The sequence below is a fragment of the Proteus sp. TJ1640 genome, from assembly GCF_003144445.1.
GTDB classification, from domain to species: domain Bacteria; phylum Pseudomonadota; class Gammaproteobacteria; order Enterobacterales; family Enterobacteriaceae; genus Proteus; species Proteus penneri.
Map to the genome: position 1 here is coordinate 247,030 of NZ_PENY01000018.1, position 22,830 is coordinate 269,859.

18 protein-coding genes and 1 pseudogene are annotated in these 22,830 nt (G+C 40.6%); 5 read left to right on the plus strand and 14 right to left on the minus strand.

The window, feature by feature from the left end:
- Window position 1 precedes the first annotated feature (1 nt).
- The 9 genes from rffC to trxA form a co-directional block, all read right to left on the minus strand.
- Entirely contained in the window at window positions 2-715 is a 714-nt protein-coding gene (gene rffC / locus DK861_RS07370) for a dTDP-4-amino-4,6-dideoxy-D-galactose acyltransferase (protein ID WP_109399700.1), read from the minus strand.
- The gene (gene rfbA / locus DK861_RS07375) at window positions 693-1,574 is read right to left on the minus strand and encodes a glucose-1-phosphate thymidylyltransferase RfbA (protein ID WP_072064612.1); all 882 of its coding nucleotides are present in this window, start codon (window positions 1,572-1,574) and stop codon (window positions 693-695) included. The genes rffC and rfbA overlap by 23 nt, the downstream gene beginning before the upstream one ends.
- A 19-nt stretch (window positions 1,575-1,593) precedes the next feature.
- Entirely contained in the window at window positions 1,594-2,661 is a 1,068-nt protein-coding gene (rffG, locus tag DK861_RS07380; RefSeq protein WP_109399716.1) for a dTDP-glucose 4,6-dehydratase, read from the minus strand.
- Complete coding sequence (wecC, locus tag DK861_RS07385; protein WP_109399701.1) at window positions 2,658-3,920, minus strand: UDP-N-acetyl-D-mannosamine dehydrogenase; 1,263 nt, start codon at window positions 3,918-3,920, stop codon at window positions 2,658-2,660. Before wecC ends, rffG begins: the two co-directional genes overlap by 4 nt.
- On the minus strand, window positions 3,917-5,047 hold the full coding sequence (gene wecB / locus DK861_RS07390; RefSeq protein ID WP_006535832.1) for a UDP-N-acetylglucosamine 2-epimerase (non-hydrolyzing): 1,131 nt from the start codon (window positions 5,045-5,047) through the stop codon (window positions 3,917-3,919). Before wecB ends, wecC begins: the two co-directional genes overlap by 4 nt.
- A gap of 119 nt (window positions 5,048-5,166) precedes the next feature.
- A complete protein-coding gene (gene wzzE / locus DK861_RS07395) occupies window positions 5,167-6,234 on the minus strand; it encodes an ECA polysaccharide chain length modulation protein (protein ID WP_109399702.1) in 1,068 nt (355 codons plus the stop codon).
- Between the two features lie 24 nt (window positions 6,235-6,258).
- Window positions 6,259-7,347, minus strand: a complete 1,089-nt coding sequence (gene wecA, locus DK861_RS07400; RefSeq protein ID WP_036914738.1) for a UDP-N-acetylglucosamine--undecaprenyl-phosphate N-acetylglucosaminephosphotransferase — start codon at window positions 7,345-7,347, stop codon at window positions 6,259-6,261.
- 398 nt (window positions 7,348-7,745) lie between these two features.
- On the minus strand, window positions 7,746-9,005 hold the full coding sequence (gene rho / locus DK861_RS07405; protein ID WP_023583649.1) for a transcription termination factor Rho: 1,260 nt from the start codon (window positions 9,003-9,005) through the stop codon (window positions 7,746-7,748).
- Between the two features lie 566 nt (window positions 9,006-9,571).
- Complete coding sequence (gene trxA / locus DK861_RS07410; protein ID WP_006535838.1) at window positions 9,572-9,898, minus strand: thioredoxin TrxA; 327 nt, start codon at window positions 9,896-9,898, stop codon at window positions 9,572-9,574.
- Window positions 9,899-10,017: 119 nt separating this feature from the next.
- Between trxA and rhlB the strand changes: the two genes are divergently transcribed.
- Together rhlB and gppA are read left to right on the plus strand one after the other, a co-directional pair.
- On the plus strand, window positions 10,018-11,322 hold the full coding sequence (gene rhlB, locus DK861_RS07415; protein WP_109399703.1) for an ATP-dependent RNA helicase RhlB: 1,305 nt from the start codon (window positions 10,018-10,020) through the stop codon (window positions 11,320-11,322).
- Between the two features lie 3 nt (window positions 11,323-11,325).
- A complete protein-coding gene (gene gppA / locus DK861_RS07420; protein ID WP_109399704.1) occupies window positions 11,326-12,834 on the plus strand; it encodes a guanosine-5'-triphosphate,3'-diphosphate diphosphatase in 1,509 nt (502 codons plus the stop codon).
- A gap of 76 nt (window positions 12,835-12,910) precedes the next feature.
- On the opposite strand, the gene rep is transcribed toward gppA, so the two are convergent.
- A complete protein-coding gene (gene rep / locus DK861_RS07425) occupies window positions 12,911-14,935 on the minus strand; it encodes a DNA helicase Rep (RefSeq protein WP_109399705.1) in 2,025 nt (674 codons plus the stop codon).
- Window positions 14,936-15,107: 172 nt separating this feature from the next.
- Here rep and DK861_RS07430 point away from each other — a divergent pair, with 172 nt between their 5' ends.
- Together DK861_RS07430 and DK861_RS07435 are read left to right on the plus strand one after the other, a co-directional pair.
- Window positions 15,108-15,356 carry a hypothetical protein gene (locus DK861_RS07430; RefSeq protein ID WP_004253075.1) on the plus strand — a complete coding sequence of 83 codons (249 nt, stop codon included), beginning with the start codon at window positions 15,108-15,110 and terminating at the stop codon, window positions 15,354-15,356.
- Window positions 15,357-15,626: pseudogene (locus DK861_RS07435) on the plus strand (type II toxin-antitoxin system YafQ family toxin). It abuts the gene before it with no gap.
- Window positions 15,627-15,884: 258 nt separating this feature from the next.
- Here the strand turns inward: DK861_RS07435 and ilvC are convergent.
- Window positions 15,885-17,360, minus strand: a complete 1,476-nt coding sequence (ilvC, locus tag DK861_RS07440) for a ketol-acid reductoisomerase (protein WP_109399706.1) — start codon at window positions 17,358-17,360, stop codon at window positions 15,885-15,887.
- 170 nt (window positions 17,361-17,530) lie between these two features.
- On the opposite strand from ilvC, the gene ilvY reads away from it, so the two are divergent.
- A complete protein-coding gene (gene ilvY, locus DK861_RS07445; RefSeq protein WP_006535847.1) occupies window positions 17,531-18,418 on the plus strand; it encodes an HTH-type transcriptional activator IlvY in 888 nt (295 codons plus the stop codon).
- On the opposite strand, the gene ilvA is transcribed toward ilvY, so the two are convergent.
- The 3 genes from ilvA to ilvE all read right to left on the minus strand — a co-directional run bounded on the left by ilvA (window position 18,404) and on the right by ilvE (window position 22,829).
- A complete protein-coding gene (ilvA, locus tag DK861_RS07450; protein ID WP_109399707.1) occupies window positions 18,404-19,978 on the minus strand; it encodes a threonine ammonia-lyase, biosynthetic in 1,575 nt (524 codons plus the stop codon). The two genes, ilvY and ilvA, sit on opposite strands and share 15 nt — an antisense overlap.
- A gap of 2 nt (window positions 19,979-19,980) precedes the next feature.
- The gene (gene ilvD / locus DK861_RS07455) at window positions 19,981-21,831 is read right to left on the minus strand and encodes a dihydroxy-acid dehydratase (RefSeq protein WP_072064621.1); all 1,851 of its coding nucleotides are present in this window, start codon (window positions 21,829-21,831) and stop codon (window positions 19,981-19,983) included.
- 71 nt (window positions 21,832-21,902) lie between these two features.
- A complete protein-coding gene (ilvE, locus tag DK861_RS07460) occupies window positions 21,903-22,829 on the minus strand; it encodes a branched-chain-amino-acid transaminase (protein WP_109396579.1) in 927 nt (308 codons plus the stop codon).
- Window position 22,830: the final 1 nt, after the last annotated feature.

Sequence of the window (22,830 nt, forward strand, 5' to 3'; positions counted from 1 at the left end):
ATTATCCCCTGTATAACCAATAAGTGGTGCTCTCTATTAAGCCCCCACTGTGTGTGTATAAACGCGAAGCTGCAATATTGCTGATTTGTGTTGCAACATATAGGGTTGAAATACCTTGCTGTTGACACCAAAACTTCGCGGCCGACATCAGTTGTTTACCAATGCCTTGTCCTGTTCTATTGGGCATTACCGCAAATAATCCCACTCTTGCTTCACTTTCAGATAGACGACGTAAAGTGACGAAACCACTCATGTTATTGTCAATATCATAAGTCAGTAAGCAGATATCATCGAACGTGCCTAGTACGGCTTTTTTAACCCATAATGCATAAAAACGACTGCTATCACCTTCTTGATACCAAGGTGTTCTAAAACGGCTTTGTACAAAAGCTTCTGAGGCTGTTGCCATCAATAAATCGATATCATCTTCATTGGCTTTTCTAAAACAGCATTCAGGCGCATTCTTACAAGCATTTTCTATGCCAATTGAAAGTTTAAAATCAATTTCGCCTTCCGCAAATTGAAAACCTAATTGGCTGAGTTTATCGATGAGAGAAAGCTCATGAGATGCGACTTTAGCTTGAACCACAGCAAAAGCATCAAGCTGTTCGCCTGTTAACACGGGCGCTTGTGTATCAAACTCAAGGCGCCCTGTTTTGAGGGAGAAAAATTCACTTTCCCACTCAAGATAATTAATATTGGCGAGGACGGACATGTAATAAATCCAATAGATAGCGACCATAACCCGTTTTAGACAGCGATTTTGCACTTTCTCTTACTTGGTCATCATTGAGCCATCCATTGCGCCAAGCAATCTCTTCAAGACACGCCACTTTAAATCCTTGGCGCTTTTCAACGGTTTGAACGAAAGTACTGGCCTCAATTAAACTGTCGTGAGTGCCAGTATCTAACCATGCAAAACCACGCCCTAACAGTTCAACATTAAGCTCACCACACTCAAGATACATCTGATTAATCGACGTAATTTCTAGTTCACCACGAATAGAGGGTTTTACTTTTTTAGCAAAATCCACCACACGGTTATCGTAGAAATAAAGTCCTGTTACAGCCCAATTAGATTTAGGTTGTTCTGGTTTTTCTTCAATCGACAGTACTTTGAAATCATCATCAAATTCAACAACACCAAATCGTTCAGGATCCATGACTTGATAACCAAAAACTGTTGCTCCCCGTTCACGTTGAGCAACTTGTTTTAGTTTTGGACTAAACCCTTGACCAAAATAGATATTATCGCCTAACACTAAACAGCAATGATCATCGCCAATAAATTCTTCACCTAAAATAAACGCTTGAGCTAAGCCATCTGGCGATGGCTGTATTTTATATTGAAGATGAACACCAAATGCAGAGCCATCACCCAATAAGCGCTGAAATGAAGTCATATCATCGGGTGTTGTGATGATCAAAATATCCCGAATACCGGCAAGCATTAGAACTGAAAGCGGATAATAGATCATGGGCTTATCATAGATAGGCAATAACTGCTTCGATACCCCTTTGGTTATCGGATGCAGTCGTGTACCAGAGCCACCCGCTAGAATAATACCTTTCATCATTTATCCTTTTACTTAATCAGTTTCCAAGCCCTAGACGTTCGCCTGCATAAGAGCCATCTAACACACGTTTCCACCATGTTTCGTTATTTAAGTACCACAAAACTGTTTTACGAATGCCTGATTCAAATGTCTCTGCGGGTTTCCAGCCTAATTCGGCTTCAATTTTTGCCGCATCAATCGCGTAGCGCAGGTCATGACCGGGTCTGTCTTTCACATAAGTGATGAGATCGACATATTGAGCAACACCTTCTGGTTTTGCTGGATATAACTCTTCTAATAGTGCACAAATCGTTTTAACAACATCAATATTGCGACGCTCATTGTGTCCACCAATATTGTAGGTTTTACCCGGTGTTGCTGTTGTTGCGACTAAATAGAGGGCGCGAGCATGATCTTCAACATAGAGCCAATCACGGATCTGCTCACCTTTACCATAAACAGGTAATGGTTTTCCTGAAATCGCATTTAGAATAATTAATGGGATTAACTTTTCAGGGAAATGATAAGGGCCATAGTTATTTGAGCAGTTCGTGATCACGGTGGGTAAACCGTAGGTGCGTAGCCAAGCTCGAACTAAATGGTCACTTGAAGCTTTTGACGCTGAATATGGGCTACTTGGTGCATAAGGTGTAGTTTCAGTAAAGAAATCATCTGTACCTTCTAAATCGCCATACACTTCATCTGTTGAGATATGGTGGAATCGGAACGCTGTTTTCTTCCCTTCAGGCAGTGCTTGCCAAAAGCGGCGAGCCGCTTCCAATAAGGTGTAAGTCCCCACAATATTGGTTTCAATAAACGCAGCAGGACCATCGATAGAGCGGTCAACATGGCTTTCAGCCGCTAAATGCATCACAACATCTGGCTGATATTGAGCAAATAAGCGATCAAGCTCAGCGCTATCACAGATATCGACTTGCTCAAAGGCATAGCGTTCACTGTCAGCAACAGTTGCTAATGACTCTAAATTACCAGCATAAGTCAGCTTATCCACCACAACAACGCTGTCATTGGTGTTTTCAATAATATGTCGAACAACAGCAGAGCCGATAAAACCGGCTCCACCTGTCACTAGAATGCGTTTCAACGCCATACTCCTTTAGTATCTACAATCCATTTTTGAGTCACTTTACTACCCGGGATCGCTTTAAATTGTTGGTGATCAACAAGCATTAAGACAATATCAGCATCTTTTAATGCTTGTTCTGTTGATACTAACTCTGTGATCCCTTTCAGTTTTGTTGGTAGCTCATGAATATTTGGCTCAACGGCTAATGTCGTACCACTGTGCCAATCTGCGATTTGTTTAGTGATATTCATCGCAGGGCTTTCACGTAAATCATCAATGTTAGGTTTAAAAGCTAAACCAAAACAGGCAATCTTAATTTCGTTTGCACGTTTACCTGTTTCAGTCAGGCAATCTGCAACTGCAGCTTTAACTTGATCGATAACCCACACAGGTTTGCCATCATTGACTAAACGCGCAGTGTGAATTAAGCGGGATTGTTTTGGATTTTGTGACACGATAAACCAAGGGTCAACTGCGATACAGTGTCCACCAACGCCTGGGCCTGGTTGTAAAATATTGACGCGAGGATGGCGGTTCGCCAAGCTAATTAGTTCCCACACATTAATATCTTGCTCAGCGCAGATCAGCGATAATTCGTTAGCGAATGCAATATTCACATCACGGAAGCTGTTTTCCGTTAGCTTACACATTTCTGCGGTACGCGCATTGGTGATAACACATTCACCCTCAAGGAAAATTTTGTATAACTCACTCGCACGCTCGGAGGATTTACGGTTCATTCCACCAACAACTCGGTCATTGCGAATAAGCTCAATCATAACTTGGCCTGGTAATACACGCTCAGGACAATAAGCAATATCAATATCTGCTTCTTCACCGTCTTGATGAGGAAACGTTAAATCTGGACGAGCTTCAGCTAACCACTGTGCCATTTGTTCAGTAGAACCAACAGGTGACGTCGATTCTAGAATAATAAGATCACCTTTTTTCAGTACAGGTGCGATAGAACGAGCCGCCGATTCAACATAAGCCAAATCAGGCTCATGTTCACCTTTAAACGGTGTTGGTACTGCAATAAGGAAAGCATCTGCTGGCTGTGGCGTGGTATAGGCTTTTAAATGGCCTTCTTCAACCGCTTGTTTAACGACTTTATCGAGATCAGGCTCAACAATGTGAATTTGACCTTTATTAATTGTATCAACAGCATGCTGATTAACATCAACACCAATGACGCTTTTTTTACGAGAGGCAAAAGCTGCCGCTGTAGGTAAACCAATGTAGCCGAGGCCGATAACAGAAATAGTTTCAAAACTCATAATGTCACCTGATTTTTTTTCAATGCTTCAAGAATACGTTGGCAGGCATGTCCATCACCATAAGGGTTTGTCGCCTTACTCATTTGGTGATACGCGTTTTCGTCTGTCAATAAAGAGGTTACTTCGCTAACAATACGTTTAGTATCTGTTCCCACTAAACGAACAGAGCCAGCTTCAACAGCTTCTGGGCGCTCTGTCGTGTCTCTCATTACCAGAACTGGCTTACCTAATGAAGGGGCTTCTTCTTGTATTCCACCAGAGTCGGTCAGAATAAGGTAAGCATGGTTCATTAGATAAACAAATGGGAGATAATCTTGTGGCTGTATTAGTTTAATGTTGTCAATACCGTGAAGAATACGTTGAACAGGCTCACTCACATTTGGATTTAAGTGAACAGGATAAACAACTTCAACATCAGGGTGTGCTAATGCAATTTCAGCTAAAGCTTGGCAAATCCGTTCAAAACCACCACCAAAGCTTTCTCGACGATGTCCTGTTACCAAGATCATTTTCTTGTCAGGCTGAATAAATGGATAGTGTACAGCAAGCTCATTTAAGAGTGTTTGATTGCCCATCACTCTGTCACTTACCCAAAATAACGCATCTATTACCGTATTTCCCGTGACAAAAATCTTTTTATCCGCAACCGCTTCACGTACCAAATTTAATTTTGCAGTTTCTGTTGGTGCGAAATGATACATTGCAAGATGTCCTGCAATGGTGCGGTTTGCCTCTTCAGGCCAAGGAGAGTAAAGATTGCCAGTACGTAATCCAGCTTCCACATGACCAACTGGAATTCGTTGATAAAATGCGGCTAAGCTTGCTGCCATGGTCGTTGTTGTATCACCATGTACTAAAACAACATCAGGTTGAAATGACGCTAATACTGGTTTTAACCCTTCTAAAATACGACAGGTAATATCCGTTAAATCTTGTCCTGGTTTCATAATATTGAGATCGTAATCTGGTTTGATCTCAAAAAGATTTAATACCTGATCAAGCATTTCTCGATGTTGGGCCGTAACACATACCTTCGCTTCAAACGAATCATCATTTGCTAAAGCGTGCACTAAAGGTGCCATTTTTATCGCTTCAGGGCGTGTGCCAAAAACAGTCAACACTTTCACAGTGGCTCTCTTTTTTTCATTGTTATATTGCTTATTTTTGGGAAAGCAATATGCCCTTATTCTCAAAACATCAGGTGCCGAAACACCTGATGTCTCGTTATTGTCATCAATGACAAAATTTAATTATTATTATTTTTTAATGAACTGCGTCTTACTAATGCAACACCTGCACCCACTAAAACGCCAATAGCGCCCCAAAGTACCATCATAAAGGCACGACGAGGGCTATCTCGTTTTACAGGATCTTCAGGGGTACGTAGAAAACGGTAAGTTTGGAAGTTGTCTTGTAATTTTGCGCCCACAGTAAGGGTCGCTAACATTGCCGTATTTTGATCATAATCACTATCAAAATCAGCACCTGTTGCGATTAAAGTTTCTAGCTGTGATTGCAACAGAGGAACACCTAACAGAAACAATTTAGAATCCGGTAACTCATCAATCGCAATCGAGGTCTGTTTTTGAGAAATACCTTGTTTCTCAGCCACTTTAATTGATTGCTCTAATAAGTTAATTTGGCGTTGATACGCAGATTGAGCCGCCATTTCTTGACGTTTAACTAGCGCTTTCATTGATTGAGTTCGAGTTGACCAAGCTGTTATCACTTCATCATTAAGATGGGTAGACGCTCTCTTATTAGCAAAAGCAATATACTCATTTAATAATTGGCTCGCTTCTTTTGATGTTTCTGCGATAAGTTTCAGTTGATCATTAACTAATTTTTTCTCATCGGCAGGCGTAAATTGAATATTGTTAATTAATTCATCCAATAATGCAGCATTAGCCTGTTCATCACTCTCTTTGCGCTGTTTAAAATAATCCGTTTGCAGCCAAAACTCACGACGTGTATCAAACGCAGCAACCTGAGTAATAAATTCTTGATAGGCTTCATCTGAAATAGTTAAAGCAGATGTTTGTGCGGCTGGATTAATTTGCGTATCAAGATTGCGCAAGAATTGAGATTGCGAATAATAACTACCTAAGTTATTAATCGTTGGTTTCTCTGTCATTGCGATCGCACTCCATTTAGGCTGCATCAAATAAGATGCACCCAGTGCAATCACGGCAAAAAGCAGAGCGAACCCTATAATCCAGCTTTTTCCTGACCAAAGTGCACAAAAAAGACCTCGAATATCGAGTTCATTATCTGGCTGATCACCCTGTCGGGAGGCGTTATTTTCCGAGTTCATCACGTTAAAAAACCTCTGCTTATATTAATGCTGTTGTGTTGCTCTACGTAAGCGACGCTTATGTCGTTTAATAAAACGAGCGACTCGCCACGCGCGTTTAATGCAATAACCATACATAACAAATGCAAGCAAGAATAATGCCAACATAAACCATTCAGGGACAAAAGATAGGTTCTGACCGATAATACCAATCGCGGCTAATAACGCGGCTGACAGTGTAATCAGAATGAAAGCTTGGCGGGAGGTAAAGCCTGCACGCATAATCAAATGGTGAATATGTTGACGGTCTGGAGAGAAAGGACTCATTCCTTTACGTAAACGACGATACATAATTGCTACCATATCCATAAGAGGTATAGCAATTATCCATAATGCAGTGACAGCTTTAACTGGGCGAGGCTGGGTTTGTGTTGATGCGACCAATAACCAAATAATAGTAAAGCCAATCAGTGTACTTCCTGCATCACCCATAAAGACTTTGAATTTTTTACCGCAAACCCCTAAGTTTAAAAGGATATAAGGCAAAATTGCCGCGATAAATGAGAAGCACCAGAATGCAAGAGCGGAATTGCCACCTTGATATAATAAAATACCAAGTGCACCAAAAGAGACACAAGAAAGACCGCCTAATAACCCATCAATACCATCAACCATATTAAAGGCATTGATTGCAGCCCAAACCGCGAAAAGTGTAACAATATAACCGAAAGGCCCTAAATGCATTTCCCAAGGACCAAAAGCATGACCTAGTGTGTCGAGTTTTAAACCCGCGCCCACCATCATCACGATCCCAACAAAAGCTTGAATTGTTGCTCTAATTTTGACACTAATATCGAAGCGATCATCTAATGCGCCGATAAAAACAAGAAGTCCCGCACATGCCAGATACAATTCCTTATGAGGAATATAGATATCTGAAATATAAAATGCGAAAACAATACCAAAATAGACTGATATTCCGCCAACGAGGGGGATCAATCCATGATGTTTTTTACGATAATTCGGTTTATCCACGAGTCCTATTTTTTTTGCAATTTTACGAGCCAAGAATAAAAATGCGAAAGAAAATAAGAACACATAAAAAACGCTTGTGCTCATTTTTAGTATATCCACAGTACTGTTCTCTATAATAAATATAGCTGGTTATTTTACCCTTCCATGTGTTTTTATTCTTTTTTCCAGCCTCACCACGACGAGTTTATTCGAAACCCACCACCCTTCATCAATTATAAGTTTTCCTTAACTATTTTCATTGATGCTATCGCTATTTTTATCAATTACTAAAACATGCAATATATATACCAATATCTCACTAAAATATTGCAATCTAAATTTGGATTACATCCATAAAAAACAAAAAACGCCACAACTATTGTGGCGTTTTCATCATATCGTCATTCTTACAAAGTAAACGAGCTTAACAGCATATAAATTGAGGTGATATTACTTATTCTATAATAGAGCACACTATTTTAATTCTATTCTCAGCTCAATCACTTTGTTAATACATTTTATGAACGTTTCATAAAGTCGAAGAATTCTTCATTAGTCTTAGTCATTGCTAACTTATTAATGAGGAATTCCATTGCGTCAATTTCACCCATTGGATGAATAATTTTACGCAGGATCCACATTTTTTGTAGCTCATCTTGAGACGTCAGTAACTCTTCTTTACGTGTACCAGAACGATTGTAATCAATCGCAGGGAAAACTCGTTTTTCAGCAATCTTACGAGACAGGTGTAATTCCATATTACCTGTCCCCTTAAATTCTTCGTAGATAACTTCATCCATCTTAGAACCCGTATCGACTAATGCTGTTGCAATGATAGTCAAGCTACCACCTTCTTCAACATTACGAGCAGCACCGAAGAAACGTTTAGGACGATGTAATGCGTTTGCATCCACACCACCTGTTAACACTTTACCTGATGAAGGAACAACCGTGTTATAAGCACGCGCTAAACGTGTGATGGAGTCTAACAGGATGATAACGTCTTTTTTATGCTCAACTAAGCGCTTCGCTTTTTCAATCACCATTTCTGCAACTTGTACGTGGCGAGAAGCGGGCTCATCAAAAGTTGAGGCAATAACTTCACCTTTAACTAAGCGTTGCATTTCTGTCACTTCTTCTGGACGTTCATCAATCAGAAGTACCATTAATACGCAATCTGGGTAGTTATGAGCAATATTGGCTGCAATGTTTTGCAGCAACATGGTTTTACCTGCTTTTGGTGGGGCAACGATAAGACCACGTTGACCACGGCCAATTGGTGCCGCTAAGTCAAGAACACGCGCAGTTAAGTCTTCTGTTGAACCATTACCACGCTCCATGCGTAAACGATTATTAGCATGTAAAGGTGTTAAGTTTTCAAAGAGGATTTTACTACGGGCATTTTCTGGTTTATCAAAGTTAACTTCATTAACTTTTAGGAGGGCAAAATAACGTTCACCTTCTTTAGGAGGACGAATTTTCCCTGCGATGGTGTCACCAGTGCGAAGGTTAAAACGGCGAATTTGACTTGGAGAAACGTAGATATCATCGGGACCAGCAAGGTAGGAACTGTCTGCGGAACGCAGGAAGCCGAAGCCATCCTGCAATATTTCCAGCACACCGTCACCGAAAATATCTTCTCCACTTTTCGCGTGTTGCTTCAAGATAGAGAAAATAATGTCTTGCTTTCTCATTCGAGCCAGATTCTCTAGCCCCATATTTTCGCCAAGTGCTATCAGTTCTGATACCGGCGTATTTTTTAATTCGGTAAGATTCATAATGGTGGGTTCTTAATAACTCGGGGTAACTCTCGAACTATGAACGTGAATAGTATAACAGCAAATTGCTGTCAGTTTCGTCATGTGTAAAATTACAGATTATAACTTTCTAACATAAGGGTATAACTAAAATGATAATGTTAGAGAGTGTTAATACTATTAGACCAGTCTGCTTTATCCCAGAGAAGTGACATTCATTTTCGCGATGCATGAGTGTACTTTCAACTTATGGGTTAGGAACATACTTTGGAAAAATTTATATCCCTTGAATACTATAGATTATTCTAAGGCAACTTGACTGGTTAGATGAATTCAGATTACTTATATTAAATATCATATTAGATTAAATATCATATCATGTTATTCAATTCTATTACTTTGCACGCTTGATATTCAATATCTCAGACTTATTTAATCATGTCTAATCATATTGACAAGTAGATTCGATATATTATGTAAGTAAGTGGCGCTAACTTATCATGCTTCGAAGCGGACGTCTAGCGGTCAATAACAGAAATACTGACAAGATCTAAACGTCCTGCTTTATTTTTGATATCTAAATCAAATTAGATATTTTCGTCTAAAAACTCTTTCAGTTGAGTTTTTGACAACGCGCCTACTTTTGTCGCAGCAACTGCACCATTTTTGAATAAAATGAGTGTAGGAATACCGCGAATACCGTATTTTGGTGCTGTCAGCGGATTTTGATCGATGTTTAGCTTCGCAACTGTTAATTTACCAGCGTATTCTGTTGCAACTTCATCTAGAATAGGAGCAATCATTTTACATGGGCCACACCATTCAGCCCAGAAATCAACAAGCACAGGGCCGGTTGCATTTAATACATCAGCATCAAATTTGCTGTCAGATAAGTGAAGGATTTTATCGCTCATTGTTCTACTCCAAAGAATAATATTGACCGTACCAGTGTAACATTAAATAACAAAAGTCTGTCTGCATTTCAGCGGATAAACTTTTGTAATGCAACCTATAACTGATATTCTATTACATTATGAGCAAAACATATTTGACAGAAAAGAAGTTTTCCGACTTCGCCTTGCATCCCAAAGTGATAGAAGCCCTTGAAAAAAAAGGGTTCTCTAATTGTACACAAATTCAGGCATTGACGTTACCTATCACTGTGAAAGGTCAAGACATTGCCGGGCAAGCCCAAACAGGAACAGGAAAAACGTTGGCGTTTTTAACCTCAACGTTTCATTATCTTTTAACACACCCTACTAAAGAAGGGCATGAAACCAATCAACCTCGTGCACTTATTATGGCGCCAACACGCGAATTAGCCGTGCAGATTTATTCTGATGCTAAAGAGCTTGCGCAAAGTACAGGAATTAAAATGGGCCTCGCCTACGGTGGCGATGGCTATGACGAACAACTCAAAGTATTAAGTAATGGTGTCGATATTGTTATTGGCACAACAGGTCGTTTAATTGACTACGTTAAGCAAGGACATATTAACCTTAACGCAATCCAAGTTGTGGTACTTGATGAAGCTGACAGAATGTACGATCTCGGCTTTATTAAAGATATTCGTTGGATCTTCCGCCGTATGCCAGTTGCCGCTGAGCGTATGAATATGCTGTTCTCTGCAACGCTTTCTTACCGTGTAAGAGAACTGGCTTTTGAACAGATGAATAATCCTGAATATGTTGAAGTTGAACCTGAACAAAAAACAGGTTTTAGCATAAAAGAAGAACTCTTTTATCCTTCAAATGAAGAGAAAATGCGTCTTCTTCAAACATTAATTGAAGAAGAATGGCCAGATCGCTGTATTATTTTCGCCAATACAAAACATCGTTGTGACGACATTTGGTCACACCTTGTCGCCGATGGACACCGCGTTGGTTTATTAACCGGTGATGTACCTCAGAAAAAACGTCTACGCATTTTAGAAGATTTTACCCAAGGTAATCTTGATATTCTGGTTGCCACTGATGTTGCCGCTAGAGGTCTTCATATTCCTTCAGTAACTCATGTTTTTAACTATGATTTACCTGATGATTGTGAAGACTATGTTCACCGTATTGGTAGAACAGGACGTGCTGGAAATAGTGGTAACTCAATCAGCCTTGCATGTGAAGAATATGCACTGAATTTACCTGCAATTGAAACTTATATTCAACACGCTATTCCTGTGAGTAAATATAATAGTGATGCGTTATTAACTGATCTTCCTGAGCCAAAACGCCGTCACCGTCCTCGACAAGGTCAGCCTCGTCGCAATAATGCGTCAGTGCGAAATAATAGAGGAAATAATACTCAACGTAACAACCGAAATAAACGCCCGAGTCATCCATAAATTATGCTGAAATCCTCATCACTTTATGCTGCTATTGATTTAGGTTCTAACAGTTTTCATATGTTAGTCGTTCGAGAAATCGCGGGCTCTATACAAGTCCTTTCCCGCGTGAAACGTAAAGTTCGACTCGCTGCTGGCCTAAATAGTGAAAATGAATTGTCAGAGCAGGCAATGGAACGCGGTTGGCAATGTTTACGACTTTTTTCTGAATATCTACGTGATATTCCAACTGAACAAATCAGAGTCGTCGCAACAGCCACATTACGCATTGCTAAAAATGCAGATATTTTTGTCGCAAAAGCGTCTGAAATATTAGGCAATACTGTTCATGTTATTAGTGGTGAGGAAGAAGCACGCCTTATCTATCGTGGCGTTGCACATACTACAGGTGGTGCAGAGCAACGTTTAGTCGTTGATATTGGTGGTGGCAGCACAGAACTGGTGACAGGTACGGGCGCTAAAACGACGCAATTAATGAGCTTAAGTATGGGCTGTGTCACTTGGTTAGAGCGCTATTTTACTGATCGCTCTTTAACTCAAGAAAATTTTGCTAAAGCACAAGACGCAGCCAAAGCGATACTCGCCCCAGTGGCGGATAACTTAATCGAACAAGGCTGGCAAGTGTGTGTAGGCGCCTCTGGTACTGTACAAGCGTTGCAAGAGATCATGATTGCTCAAGGTATGGATGAATTAATCACCTTACCTAAGCTTGAGCGACTCAAACACAAAGCCATTGAGTGTGGAAAACTCGAAGAGCTGGAAATTGAAGGACTTACTTTTGAACGAGCCTTAGTGTTTCCGAGTGGACTTGCTATCTTAATCGCCATATTTGAAACACTGCATATTGACAATATGATCTTAGCAGGTGGTGCATTACGAGAGGGCTTAGTCTATGGAATGTTGCATCTTCCTATTGAGCAAGATATCCGCCAACGTACTCTTCGTAATGTCCAGCGCCGGTTTCAAATTGATATTGAGCAAGCACATCGAGTTCAACAACTGGCAGAACACTTTTTTATCCAAGTCAGTAAGCATTGGCAGTTAGATAATCGTTGCCGTGAGTTGCTTAATAGTGCCTGTGCATTACATGAAATTGGCCTAAGTGTCGATTTCCGCCAAGCACCTTCACATGCAAGCTATCTGATCTCTCATCTTGATTTACCAGGATACACTCCGGCCCAACGACGTTTATTAGCTTCTTTGCTAAAAAACCAAACAGGGATCATCGATCTTGCACCTCTTAATCATCAAAATGCCCTACCGATAACTCAAGCCAATCGACTAGTGCGTTTACTGCGATTAGCCATCATTTTTGCTAGTCGTCGCCGAGATGATACGCTCCCAGCATTACGATTACGCACTGTCGATGAAACACTCATTATTACATTGCCATATCAATGGCTTAATGAGCACCCGTTACGAGCTGAAAATCTCCAAGAAGAGATCCAATTGCAGAGTTATGTACATTGGTCTTTAATGATTGAAGAACAAAATAGCTCTCGTATAAGCTAACTTTTTACTTATACAAAAATAAAACCCCCTTGGAGAGCAATAGGCCAAGGGGGTATTTTATCTACCATTCTCTATGCTATTGCGGTTTATGCCTTGCCAGCATAGCCCTTAATCCTGCAACACCTTTTTGCCCTTTCTCTTGTTTTTCCTCTGCACTTAACACTTTCTTTTTATTAGTATCCCAATTCAAATCATCTTGAGGTAACTCATAAAGAAAACGACTTGGATCAGGTTTGATTAATTCACCGTATTGACGTCGTTCTTTACATAACGTAAACGTGAGTGTTTTTTGTGCTCGAGTAATGCCCACATAAGCAAGACGTCTTTCTTCTTCTACATTATCTTCATCAATGCTACTTTGGTGTGGCAATATTCCTTCTTCCATTCCCACTAAAAATACATGAGGAAATTCAAGACCTTTAGAGGCATGTAATGTCATTAACTGAACTTGATCTAATTCTTCTTCTGTTTCTCCTCGCTCCATCATATCACGCAGGGTAAACCGGTTAACGACTTGGGAAAGCGTCATAGGTTCATGTAATTCATCACCTTCAAGCATTTCACTCATCCATAAAAATAGCTGATTAATATTTTTCATCCTCATTTCTGCTGCTTTCGCACTGCTTGAGGTTTCATATAACCAACTTTCATAATCCATTTCATGCAATAAATCACGTACAGCTAATAGTGGCTCTCGTTCTGATTTTTGTACTATACGCGACATCCATTGTGAAAATGCGTGTAATGAATTCAAGCCTCGACCTGTTAATGTTTGGCTTAACCCTAAATCAAAACAGGCATTGTATAAGCTTTTATCTCGAACTTTTGCCCACTCACCTAACTTTTGGATCGTCATAGGCCCGATTTCACGACGAGGCTTGTTCACAATACGCAAAAATGCTGCATCATCATCAGGATTAACAATGACTCGTAAATAAGCCAGAATATCTTTGATCTCTTCTCGTGAGAAAAAAGAGGTTTCACCTGAAATACGATAAGGAATGCGATTTTGCATCAAGTACTTTTCAAAAATACGAGACTGATGGTTACCACGATAAAGGATCGCATAATCCTTATAATTAGTTTTATTAATAAAGTGATGCGCAATTAATTCACCCGCGACACGTTCGGCTTCATGCTCTTCATTATTCGCCGTTAAAACGCGCAGTTCATCACCATAACCTAACTCTGAAAATAGTCGTTTTTCAAAGACATGGGGATTATTTTCAATCAAGATATTCGCTGATTTTAAAATACGCCCAGAAGAGCGATAGTTTTGCTCAAGCTTAATGACATTAAGTTGTGGAAAATCTTTTTGTAATAACACTAAATTTTGAGGTCGAGCACCACGCCAAGAATAAATGGATTGGTCATCATCACCGACAACCGTAAAGCGAGCCCTTTCACCGACCAACCATTTGACCAATTCATATTGGCTGGTATTCGTATCTTGATATTCATCCACCAGCAAATAGCGGATGCGTCTTTGCCAGCGCTCTCTGACTTCTTCATTTGTGCGCAATAATAGGGTTGGTCGGCTAATTAAGTCATCAAAGTCGAGCACGTTACAACTACGCAGATGTTGCTCATAACGTCGAAAACATTCGGCAAAAGTATGATCTTGTTGCGATCTCGCCATTCCAATTACTTGCTCTGGCGTGAGCATATCGTTTTTCCAATTAGAAATTTGGCTCTTTAACTGAGAAAGCAAATCTTTATCTTCTTCTAATAAATCAGCGGTTAATTCTTTGAGTAGTGCAGACTGGTCTTGATCATCAAATAATGAAAATTTAGCTTTAATCCCTAACGCTTTATATTCACGTTTAATAATTTCCAACCCCAATGTATGGAACGTTGAGATCATTAATCCTTTTGCTTCTTGTCGACCTAAAGTTTGAGCGACACGCTCTTTCATTTCACGTGCTGCTTTATTGGTAAACGTCACCGCTGCAATTTGCTTTGCTGGGTATTGGCATTGACGAATAAGGTGTGCAATTTTATGAGTAATAACCCGTGTTTTTCCCGATCCTGCTCCTGCCAAGACCAAACAAGGGCCTGACACATATTCTACTGCTTTTTGTTGACCAGGATTTAATCGCATACGTTTTCCACACTTCATTAGCCAAGAACATAACGGGAGACAATTGTAGCAGAAAGCGCATAGGAAAATGGTTCAGTTTTTTGAGCATTATTTCTCTAGGTAAAGGAAGTTTAACCTTGTTTAATAAAGTTTTACTTTGTATAATATTCAAACAAATATGGAGGTGTATATTATGAGTATAAAAAGCGAATTAATAGCCACTAAAGTTGATATAGAGCTCAAAGAGGCTTTTGTTGCAATAGCTCGAAATAAACACAGACCAGCCTCTCAAATCTTAAGAGATCTCATTCGAGTTTATGTGGAAAGTAATCAAACACAACCAAATGAAAAAACATTAAACACTTTTGCAAAAACAGATAAAGGTGATGATGTTTTTTATGCTGAAGATGCCCATGATTTATTCAAAAAATTGGATATCTAAATGCGAAAAGTGAGTTATTCAGGACAATTTAAAAAAGACTTAAAACTCGCAGAAAAACGAGGAAAGGATATTAATAAACTAAAAGAGATTATATTACTATTAGTGCAAGGAAAGCGACTACCTGCTCAATTGAAAGATCATCCATTAACAGGAAACTGGAAGCCTCATCGAGATCTTCATATCGAACCTGATTAGCTACTTATTTATAAAATAGACAATGATACTGTTCATTTCGACAGAACTGGCTCACATTCTGATTTATTTAAATAAAAACCACATATCAAATTGATAGATATGTGGTTTTATCTTTTTAAGATATATTTAGCACTTATTTTTCTAAGCTATCTATTTCAAGATAATAAACTTATATTCTGTTTTATCATTTAAAATATATTAGCACTTATTTTTCTAAGCTATTTGCGTGAGAATAAGGCGGCAAAAGAGGTTATCTCAAGGAGCATACATTAGTATGTGGCTTGGGTAACCAAGTGTAGCCAACGCACTTATCACGTAAAGAGCGACGAAAAATTAGTTGCCGACAGCAATCTTCTTCATATCCGTCATATACCCGCGCAATGTTTTACCTACAGCTTCAATTGGGTGCTGACGAATGGCTTCATTAATATCACGTAATTGTGCATTATCGGTTCCATTATCTTGAACTTTCTTCGCTAAATCGCCAGCTTGCAATGTTGTCATAAACTCTTTCAGCATAGGAACAACAGCAAACGAGAACAGATAGTTACCATATTCTGCAGTATCTGAGATAACCACGTTCATTTCATATAAACGCTTACGAGCGATGGTATTCGCGATTAATGGCAACTCATGCAGTGACTCATAATAAGCTGACTCAGCAAAGATACCCGCTTCAATCATCGTATCAAAAGCTAACTCAACACCCGCTTTAACCATTGCAACCATTAATACACCATGATCAAAGTACTCTTGCTCACTGATTTTACCCTCATATTCAGGATAATTTTCAAATGCGCTAGCTCCTGTCTCTTCACGCCATGTCAGCAAGTTTTTATCATCATTTGCCCAGTCTGCCATCATCGTTTCAGAGAATTTACCTGAAATGATATCATCCATATGTTTCTCAAACAGTGGAGCCATAATCTCTTTCAGTTGCTCTGATAATGCGTAAGCACGCATTTTTGCAGGGTTAGATAATCTGTCCATCATCAAGGTGATACCACCTTGCTTCAGTGCTTCTGTAATCGTTTCCCAACCAAACTGAATCAACTTACCTGCATAGCCTGGTTCAACACCATCGGCAACCATTTTGTCATAACATAACAGAGAGCCTGCTTGTAACATACCGCACAGAATGGTTTGCTCACCCATTAAGTCTGATTTTACTTCAGCAACGAAAGAGGACTCTAAAACACCGGCACGATGACCACCAGTTGCCGCAGCCCATGCTTTCGCAATGGCCATACCTTCACCTTTTGCATCATTTTCAGGGTGAACGGCAATCAGTGTTGGAACACCAAAACCACGTTTATATTCTTCACGAACTTCTGTGCCCGGACATTTTGGTGCAACCATAACAACGGTGATGTCATCACGAATTTTTTCGCCCACTTCAACGATATTAAAACCATGAGAATAACCCAATGCTGCACCTGATTTCATCAGCGGTTGAACTGCTTGAACAACCGCTGAGTGTTGTTTGTCTGGTGTTAAGTTAACAACTAAATCTGCTTGAGGGATCAACGCTTCATAGGTTCCAACCTCAAAACCGTTTTCGGTAGCACGACGCCATGATGCACGTTTCTCATCAATCGCTTCTTGGCGTAAGGCATAGGCGATATTCAAGCCTGAATCACGCATATTTAAACCTTGGTTAAGGCCTTGTGCGCCACAACCAACGATAACGACTTTTTTGCCTTTCAGGTAATTTGCTTCATCAGCAAATTCTTCGCGCGACATAAAGCGACATTTACCCAATTGCGACAACTGCTGACGCAGATTCAATGTATTAAAATAATTTGCCATGAGGGACTCCAAAATCGTTGTGTATGTGTTTGCTGTTATTATCCTCACTCTCTGTGAGGTGTTGCATGACTTTACTATAGGGGATGAAAGCCATTGCTTAAATTGATATATTTACAAGATAGTGTTGCAAAAAATGCAACGTTCTTTTTTATCACCTAAGGTGGGTGACAATGGATATTCGAGATCTCAAACTCTTCCTACATTTAGCTGAAAGTTGTCACTTCACTAAAACGGCACAAGCAATGCATGTCAGCCCTTCCACGCTCTCACGCCAAATTCAACGCCTTGAAGAAAGCTTAGGTCACCCACTGTTTTTACGTGATAACCGACAAGTCACTCTCACTGATGCAGGCGAACAATTAAAGCGCTATGCTCAACAAACTCTGTTGCAATATAAGCAACTGAAGCATACGCTAAACCAAAATAGCCCAAGCCTTTCTGGTGAACTACGACTATTTTGTTCTGTAACAGCGGCTTACAGCCATTTACCGCCTATTCTTGACCGTTTTCGTGCAGAAAATCCATTAGTTGAAATAAAGCTCACCACCGGAGATGCGGCTGATGCCGTCGATAAAGTGCTATCTGATGAAGCTGATTTAGGTATCGCAGGAAAACCTGAAAAGCTTCCTGAAAATATCTGTTTTGAAAAAATAGGTGAAATCCCATTAGTGCTGATTGCACCCGCTCTGCCTTGCAATGTTCGCCATCTTGCAACTCAAGAGAAGCCCGATTGGCTTAATATTCCGTTTATCATTCCTGAACATGGCCCATCAAGACAACGGATCGCGCTATGGTTTAAGCGCCATCGTATCCATAATCCCTCAATTTATGCGACGGTTTCGGGACATGAAGCGATTGTTTCAATGGTTGCATTAGGTTGTGGTATTGCACTTATTCCGCAAGTTGTCGTTGATAATTGCCCAGAGCCCGTTCGTAATCGCATCTCTTCATTGGATAATATTTCAATGGTAGAACCTTTCGAGTTAGGCGTTTGCGCATTACACAAACGCCTTCAAGAGCCAGTGATCAATGCTTTTTGGCGATTACTCCACAACTAAACTAGTCGTTTGTGGTGACAGGAATAACTGAAAAGAAGGATTTCCTGTCTCATCATGATACTCATAACCCAAGTCATCTAAATGTCGCTCAAAACGCCCTTGCGTTTCAGGGAGTTCAAACGCTACCAGCACACGCCCGTAATCAGTGCCATGACTACGATAGTGGAATAATGTGATATTCCAATAAGTCCCTAATGTTTTTAGAAACTTCATTAAAGCGCCTGGAGATTCTGGAAATTCAAAACTAAATAGGCGTTCTTTAAGTGGCTTATTAGGGCGCCCCCCGACCATATAACGTACATGAAGTTTTGCCATTTCATCGTCAGAAAGATCAGACACTTGATAACCCGCAACCGTGAGTTCACGTAAAATTTCTTTACGCTCTGTGAGTCCTTGACTTAAACGTACACCGACAAAAATACGTGCATTTTCAGGATCAGCATCGCTATAACGATAATTAAACTCAGTAACAACACGTTGACCTAAGATCTGACAAAAACGTAAGAAACTTCCTTTCTGTTCAGGAATAGTCACCGCCAATAGCGCTTCACGTTTTTCACCGAGCTCACAGCGTTCAGAAACATAGCGTAAGCCATGAAAATTCACATTTGCACCGGAAAGCACATGCGCAAGGCGCTCACCTTTGATTTGATGCTGTTCTACGTATTTTTTAAGTCCTGCTAATGCCAATGCGCCTGAAGGCTCTGCAATCGCACGTACATCTTCAAATAAATCTTTTACTGCGGCACAAATTGCATCACTATCCACTGTGATAACATCATCAACATATTTTTGGCATAAACGGAACGTTTCATCACCGATACGTTTAACCGCAACACCTTCAGCAAATAATCCCACTCTTGCTAATTCAACGGGATGCCCTGCCTCTAATGCTGCTTTTAAGCATGCAGCGTCTTCAGCTTCAACACCTATTACCTTAATTTCTGGCATAAGCTGTTTGATTAATACGGCAACTCCAGCAATTAAACCACCACCACCAACAGGTACGAAAATACGATCAAGATGAACATCTTGTTGTAAGAGTTCCATTGCCAGTGTTGCCTGCCCTGCAATGACTGCGGGATGATCAAAAGGCGGAACAAAGGTGTATCCCATCTCTTCAGATAGCGCGATAGCTTTTGTTTTTGCTTCATCAAAATTCGCACCATAAAGCAATGCTTCTCCACCAAATTGACGAACAGCATCAACTTTAATATCTGCTGTTGCCACTGGCATCACAATGAGTGCTTTTACTCCCATTCGATTAGCTGACAACGCAACACCTTGCGCATGATTCCCCGCTGATGCCGTCACGACACCTTTCGCTTTTTGCTCAGGAGTCAACCCTGCAATCATGGTATAAGCACCACGTAATTTAAAGCTATGAACGGGTTGTCTATCTTCTCGCTTAACTAAAATCGTATTTTCTAAACGTTCAGATATTTTTGTCATCTCTTGAAGCGGAGTGACTATTGCAGCTTCATAAACAGGTGCGCTCAGCGCCGCTTTTAAATATTCAGCGCTGCTTGGCGCTGAATTTAAAGGTCTAAAGGCAGCCATTCTTAGCCCCCTAACTTAGATTTATCACGCACCGCACCTTTATCGGCACTGGTGGCTAAAGAGGCGTAAGCACGTAAAGCAAACGAAACTTGGCGCTGCCTATTTTGTGGTGTCCACGCTTTATTACCGCGAGCATTTTGTGCATCACGACGAGCTGATAACGTTTTATCATCCACCTTTAATGAGATCTCGCGGGTTGGAATATTGATAGAAACAATATCGCCTTCTTCCACTAAACCAATCACGCCACCATTTGCCGCTTCAGGTGACACATGCCCGATAGATAAGCCCGATGTTCCACCAGAGAAACGCCCGTCAGTGATAAGTGCACAAGCTTTCCCTAATCCCATTGATTTTAAATAAGAGGTTGGATACAACATCTCTTGCATACCAGGACCACCTTTAGGGCCTTCATAGCGGATAATTACCACATCGCCTGCCACGACTTTGCCACCTAAGATAGCCTCTACTGCATCATCTTGGCTTTCATACACTTTTGCGGGACCACTAAAAATTAAGTTATCTTCATCAACACCCGCCGTTTTAACAATACAGCCATCTTCCGCTAAATTTCCTGATAGCACGGCTAATCCACCATCTTGGCTATAAGCATGTTCTTTGCTACGGATACAGCCATTTTCACGATCTGTATCTAAAGTTGGCCAACGACAATTTTGTGAAAAAGCTTTCGTTGTACGAATACCTGCGGGGCCTGCTTTGAACATCGATTTTACTTGCTCGTCTTGTGTTAACATCACATCATATTGCGACAATGTTTCTGGCAAACTTAACCCTAAGATATTATTAACATTGCGATTGAGTAATCCTGCTCTGTCTAACTCACCTAAAATACCCATAACGCCACCAGCGCGGTGAACATCTTCCATATGATATTTTTGTGTACTTGGTGCCACTTTACATAAATGAGGTACTTGGCGAGAAAGTCTGTCGATATCTTCCATGGTGAAATCAACCTCACCTTCTTGCGCGGCAGCCAATAAATGCAGAACCGTATTTGTTGAGCCACCCATTGCAATATCCAAGATCATCGCATTTTCAAAGGCTTCTTTTTTAGCGATATTGCGTGGTAATGCAGACTCATCATCTTTTTCATAATAGCGTTTGGTTAATTCAACAATACGCTTGCCTGCATTGATAAACAGCGTTTCACGATCTGCATGTGTCGCTAATAATGAGCCATTTCCGGGCTGAGATAATCCCAGTGCTTCTGTTAAACAGTTCATGGAGTTTGCGGTGAACATACCCGAACACGATCCACATGTTGGGCAAGCAGATCGTTCGATTTGCTCACTATCAGCATCGCTGACATTTGGATTCGCCCCTTGGATCATGGCATCAACCAGATCTAATTTGATCAGCTGATCTGAAAGCTTCGTTTTACCCGCTTCCATAGGGCCACCCGAAACAAAAATAACAGGGATATTCAAACGTAAAGACGCCATTAACATTCCTGGCGTGATCTTGTCGCAGTTTGAGATACACACCATCGCATCAGCACAGTGCGCATTAACCATATATTCAACAGAGTCAGCAATAAGTTCACGCGATGGCAAAGAGTAAAGCATGCCACCGTGTCCCATTGCGATACCGTCATCAACTGCAATGGTATTAAATTCTTTAGCAACACCACCCGCTGCTTCAATTTGCTCAGCAACGAGTTTTCCTAAATCCCGCAGATGCACATGACCTGGTACAAATTGCGTAAATGAGTTCACAACAGCGATAATGGGTTTACCAAAATCAGCATCAGTCATTCCCGTTGCACGCCATAAGGCACGGGCTCCAGCCATATTACGACCATGTGTCGTTGTTGCTGAACGGTATTTAGGCATTTTTCACACTCCTGCGATAAAAAAGCGAGCAGGGAACGATCTACCCGCTAAATAAATTTATTTGATTATGCTTATGAATTGATTGGATCTAACCAGCCGTATTTATCTTCTGTCTCACCAGTAAACAGTCCAAAGAAGGCTTTTTGAATTGATTTAGTCACAGGACCACAGCGCCCGATACCTACCTGAATACCATCAACACTACGTACTGGCGTTATCTCTGCAGCGGTACCTGACATAAAGACTTCATCGGCAAGATAAAGTGATTCACGAGAAAGTACTTGTTCACGCACCTCATAACCGAGATCTTTTGCTAATTTGATGATGGCATCACGCGTGATCCCCGGTAGTGCTGATGAAGTAAATGGAGGCGTAAAAATAACACCATCTTTTACTTCAAATAGGTTTTCACCTGCACCTTCTGATAAATAACCATGAACATCTAGTGCAATTCCTTCTTGATAACCATGACGGCGAGCTTCGCTTCCTACTAATAGTGAAGATAAATAGTTACCACCAGCTTTTGCTGCAGTTGGAATAGTATTCGGTGCAGCGCGATGCCAAGAAGAAACCATTGCATCAATACCTTTATCTAAAGCTTCTTCACCGAGATAGGCTCCCCATGGGAATGCGGCAATGATTACATCTGTTTTATAACCTGCCGGCGGATTAACCCCCATGCCGACATCTCCAATAAAAACTAATGGACGAATATAAGCGCTGACTAATTTGTTTTTACGTAAGGTTTCACGGCATGCTTCCATTAACTCATCAACACTTTGCTCAACAGGCATACGGTAGATTTTGGCTGAGTCATGTAAACGTTGCATATGCTCACGATGGCGAAATACCACAGGACCTTTATGAGAATTGTAACAACGCACACCTTCAAATACGGAAGTACCATAATGCAATGCGTGAGACATCACATGAACCTTTGCCTCAGCCCATGGAACCATTTCACCGTTAAACCAAATATAATCAGCTTGCTTTGTCATT

Excerpts from the sequence above, each read along its gene's own strand:
- rffC (WP_109399700.1), bottom strand. The coding sequence starts at position 715 with ATGTCCGTCCTCGCCAATATTAATTATCTTGAGTGGGAAAGTGAATTT.
- rfbA (WP_072064612.1), bottom strand. The coding sequence starts at position 1,574 with ATGAAAGGTATTATTCTAGCGGGTGGCTCTGGTACACGACTGCATCCG.
- wecC (WP_109399701.1), bottom strand. The coding sequence starts at position 3,920 with ATGAGTTTTGAAACTATTTCTGTTATCGGCCTCGGCTACATTGGTTTA.
- wzzE (WP_109399702.1), bottom strand. The coding sequence starts at position 6,234 with ATGAACTCGGAAAATAACGCCTCCCGACAGGGTGATCAGCCAGATAAT.
- rho (WP_023583649.1), bottom strand. The coding sequence starts at position 9,005 with ATGAATCTTACCGAATTAAAAAATACGCCGGTATCAGAACTGATAGCA.
- trxA (WP_006535838.1), bottom strand. The coding sequence starts at position 9,898 with ATGAGCGATAAAATCCTTCACTTATCTGACAGCAAATTTGATGCTGAT.
- rhlB (WP_109399703.1), top strand. The coding sequence starts at position 10,018 with ATGAGCAAAACATATTTGACAGAAAAGAAGTTTTCCGACTTCGCCTTG.
- gppA (WP_109399704.1), top strand. The coding sequence starts at position 11,326 with ATGCTGAAATCCTCATCACTTTATGCTGCTATTGATTTAGGTTCTAAC.
- rep (WP_109399705.1), bottom strand. The coding sequence starts at position 14,935 with ATGCGATTAAATCCTGGTCAACAAAAAGCAGTAGAATATGTGTCAGGC.
- DK861_RS07430 (WP_004253075.1), top strand. The coding sequence starts at position 15,108 with ATGAGTATAAAAAGCGAATTAATAGCCACTAAAGTTGATATAGAGCTC.
- ilvC (WP_109399706.1), bottom strand. The coding sequence starts at position 17,360 with ATGGCAAATTATTTTAATACATTGAATCTGCGTCAGCAGTTGTCGCAA.
- ilvY (WP_006535847.1), top strand. The coding sequence starts at position 17,531 with ATGGATATTCGAGATCTCAAACTCTTCCTACATTTAGCTGAAAGTTGT.
- ilvA (WP_109399707.1), bottom strand. The coding sequence starts at position 19,978 with ATGGCTGCCTTTAGACCTTTAAATTCAGCGCCAAGCAGCGCTGAATAT.
- ilvD (WP_072064621.1), bottom strand. The coding sequence starts at position 21,831 with ATGCCTAAATACCGTTCAGCAACAACGACACATGGTCGTAATATGGCT.
- ilvE (WP_109396579.1), bottom strand. The coding sequence starts at position 22,829 with ATGACAAAGCAAGCTGATTATATTTGGTTTAACGGTGAAATGGTTCCA.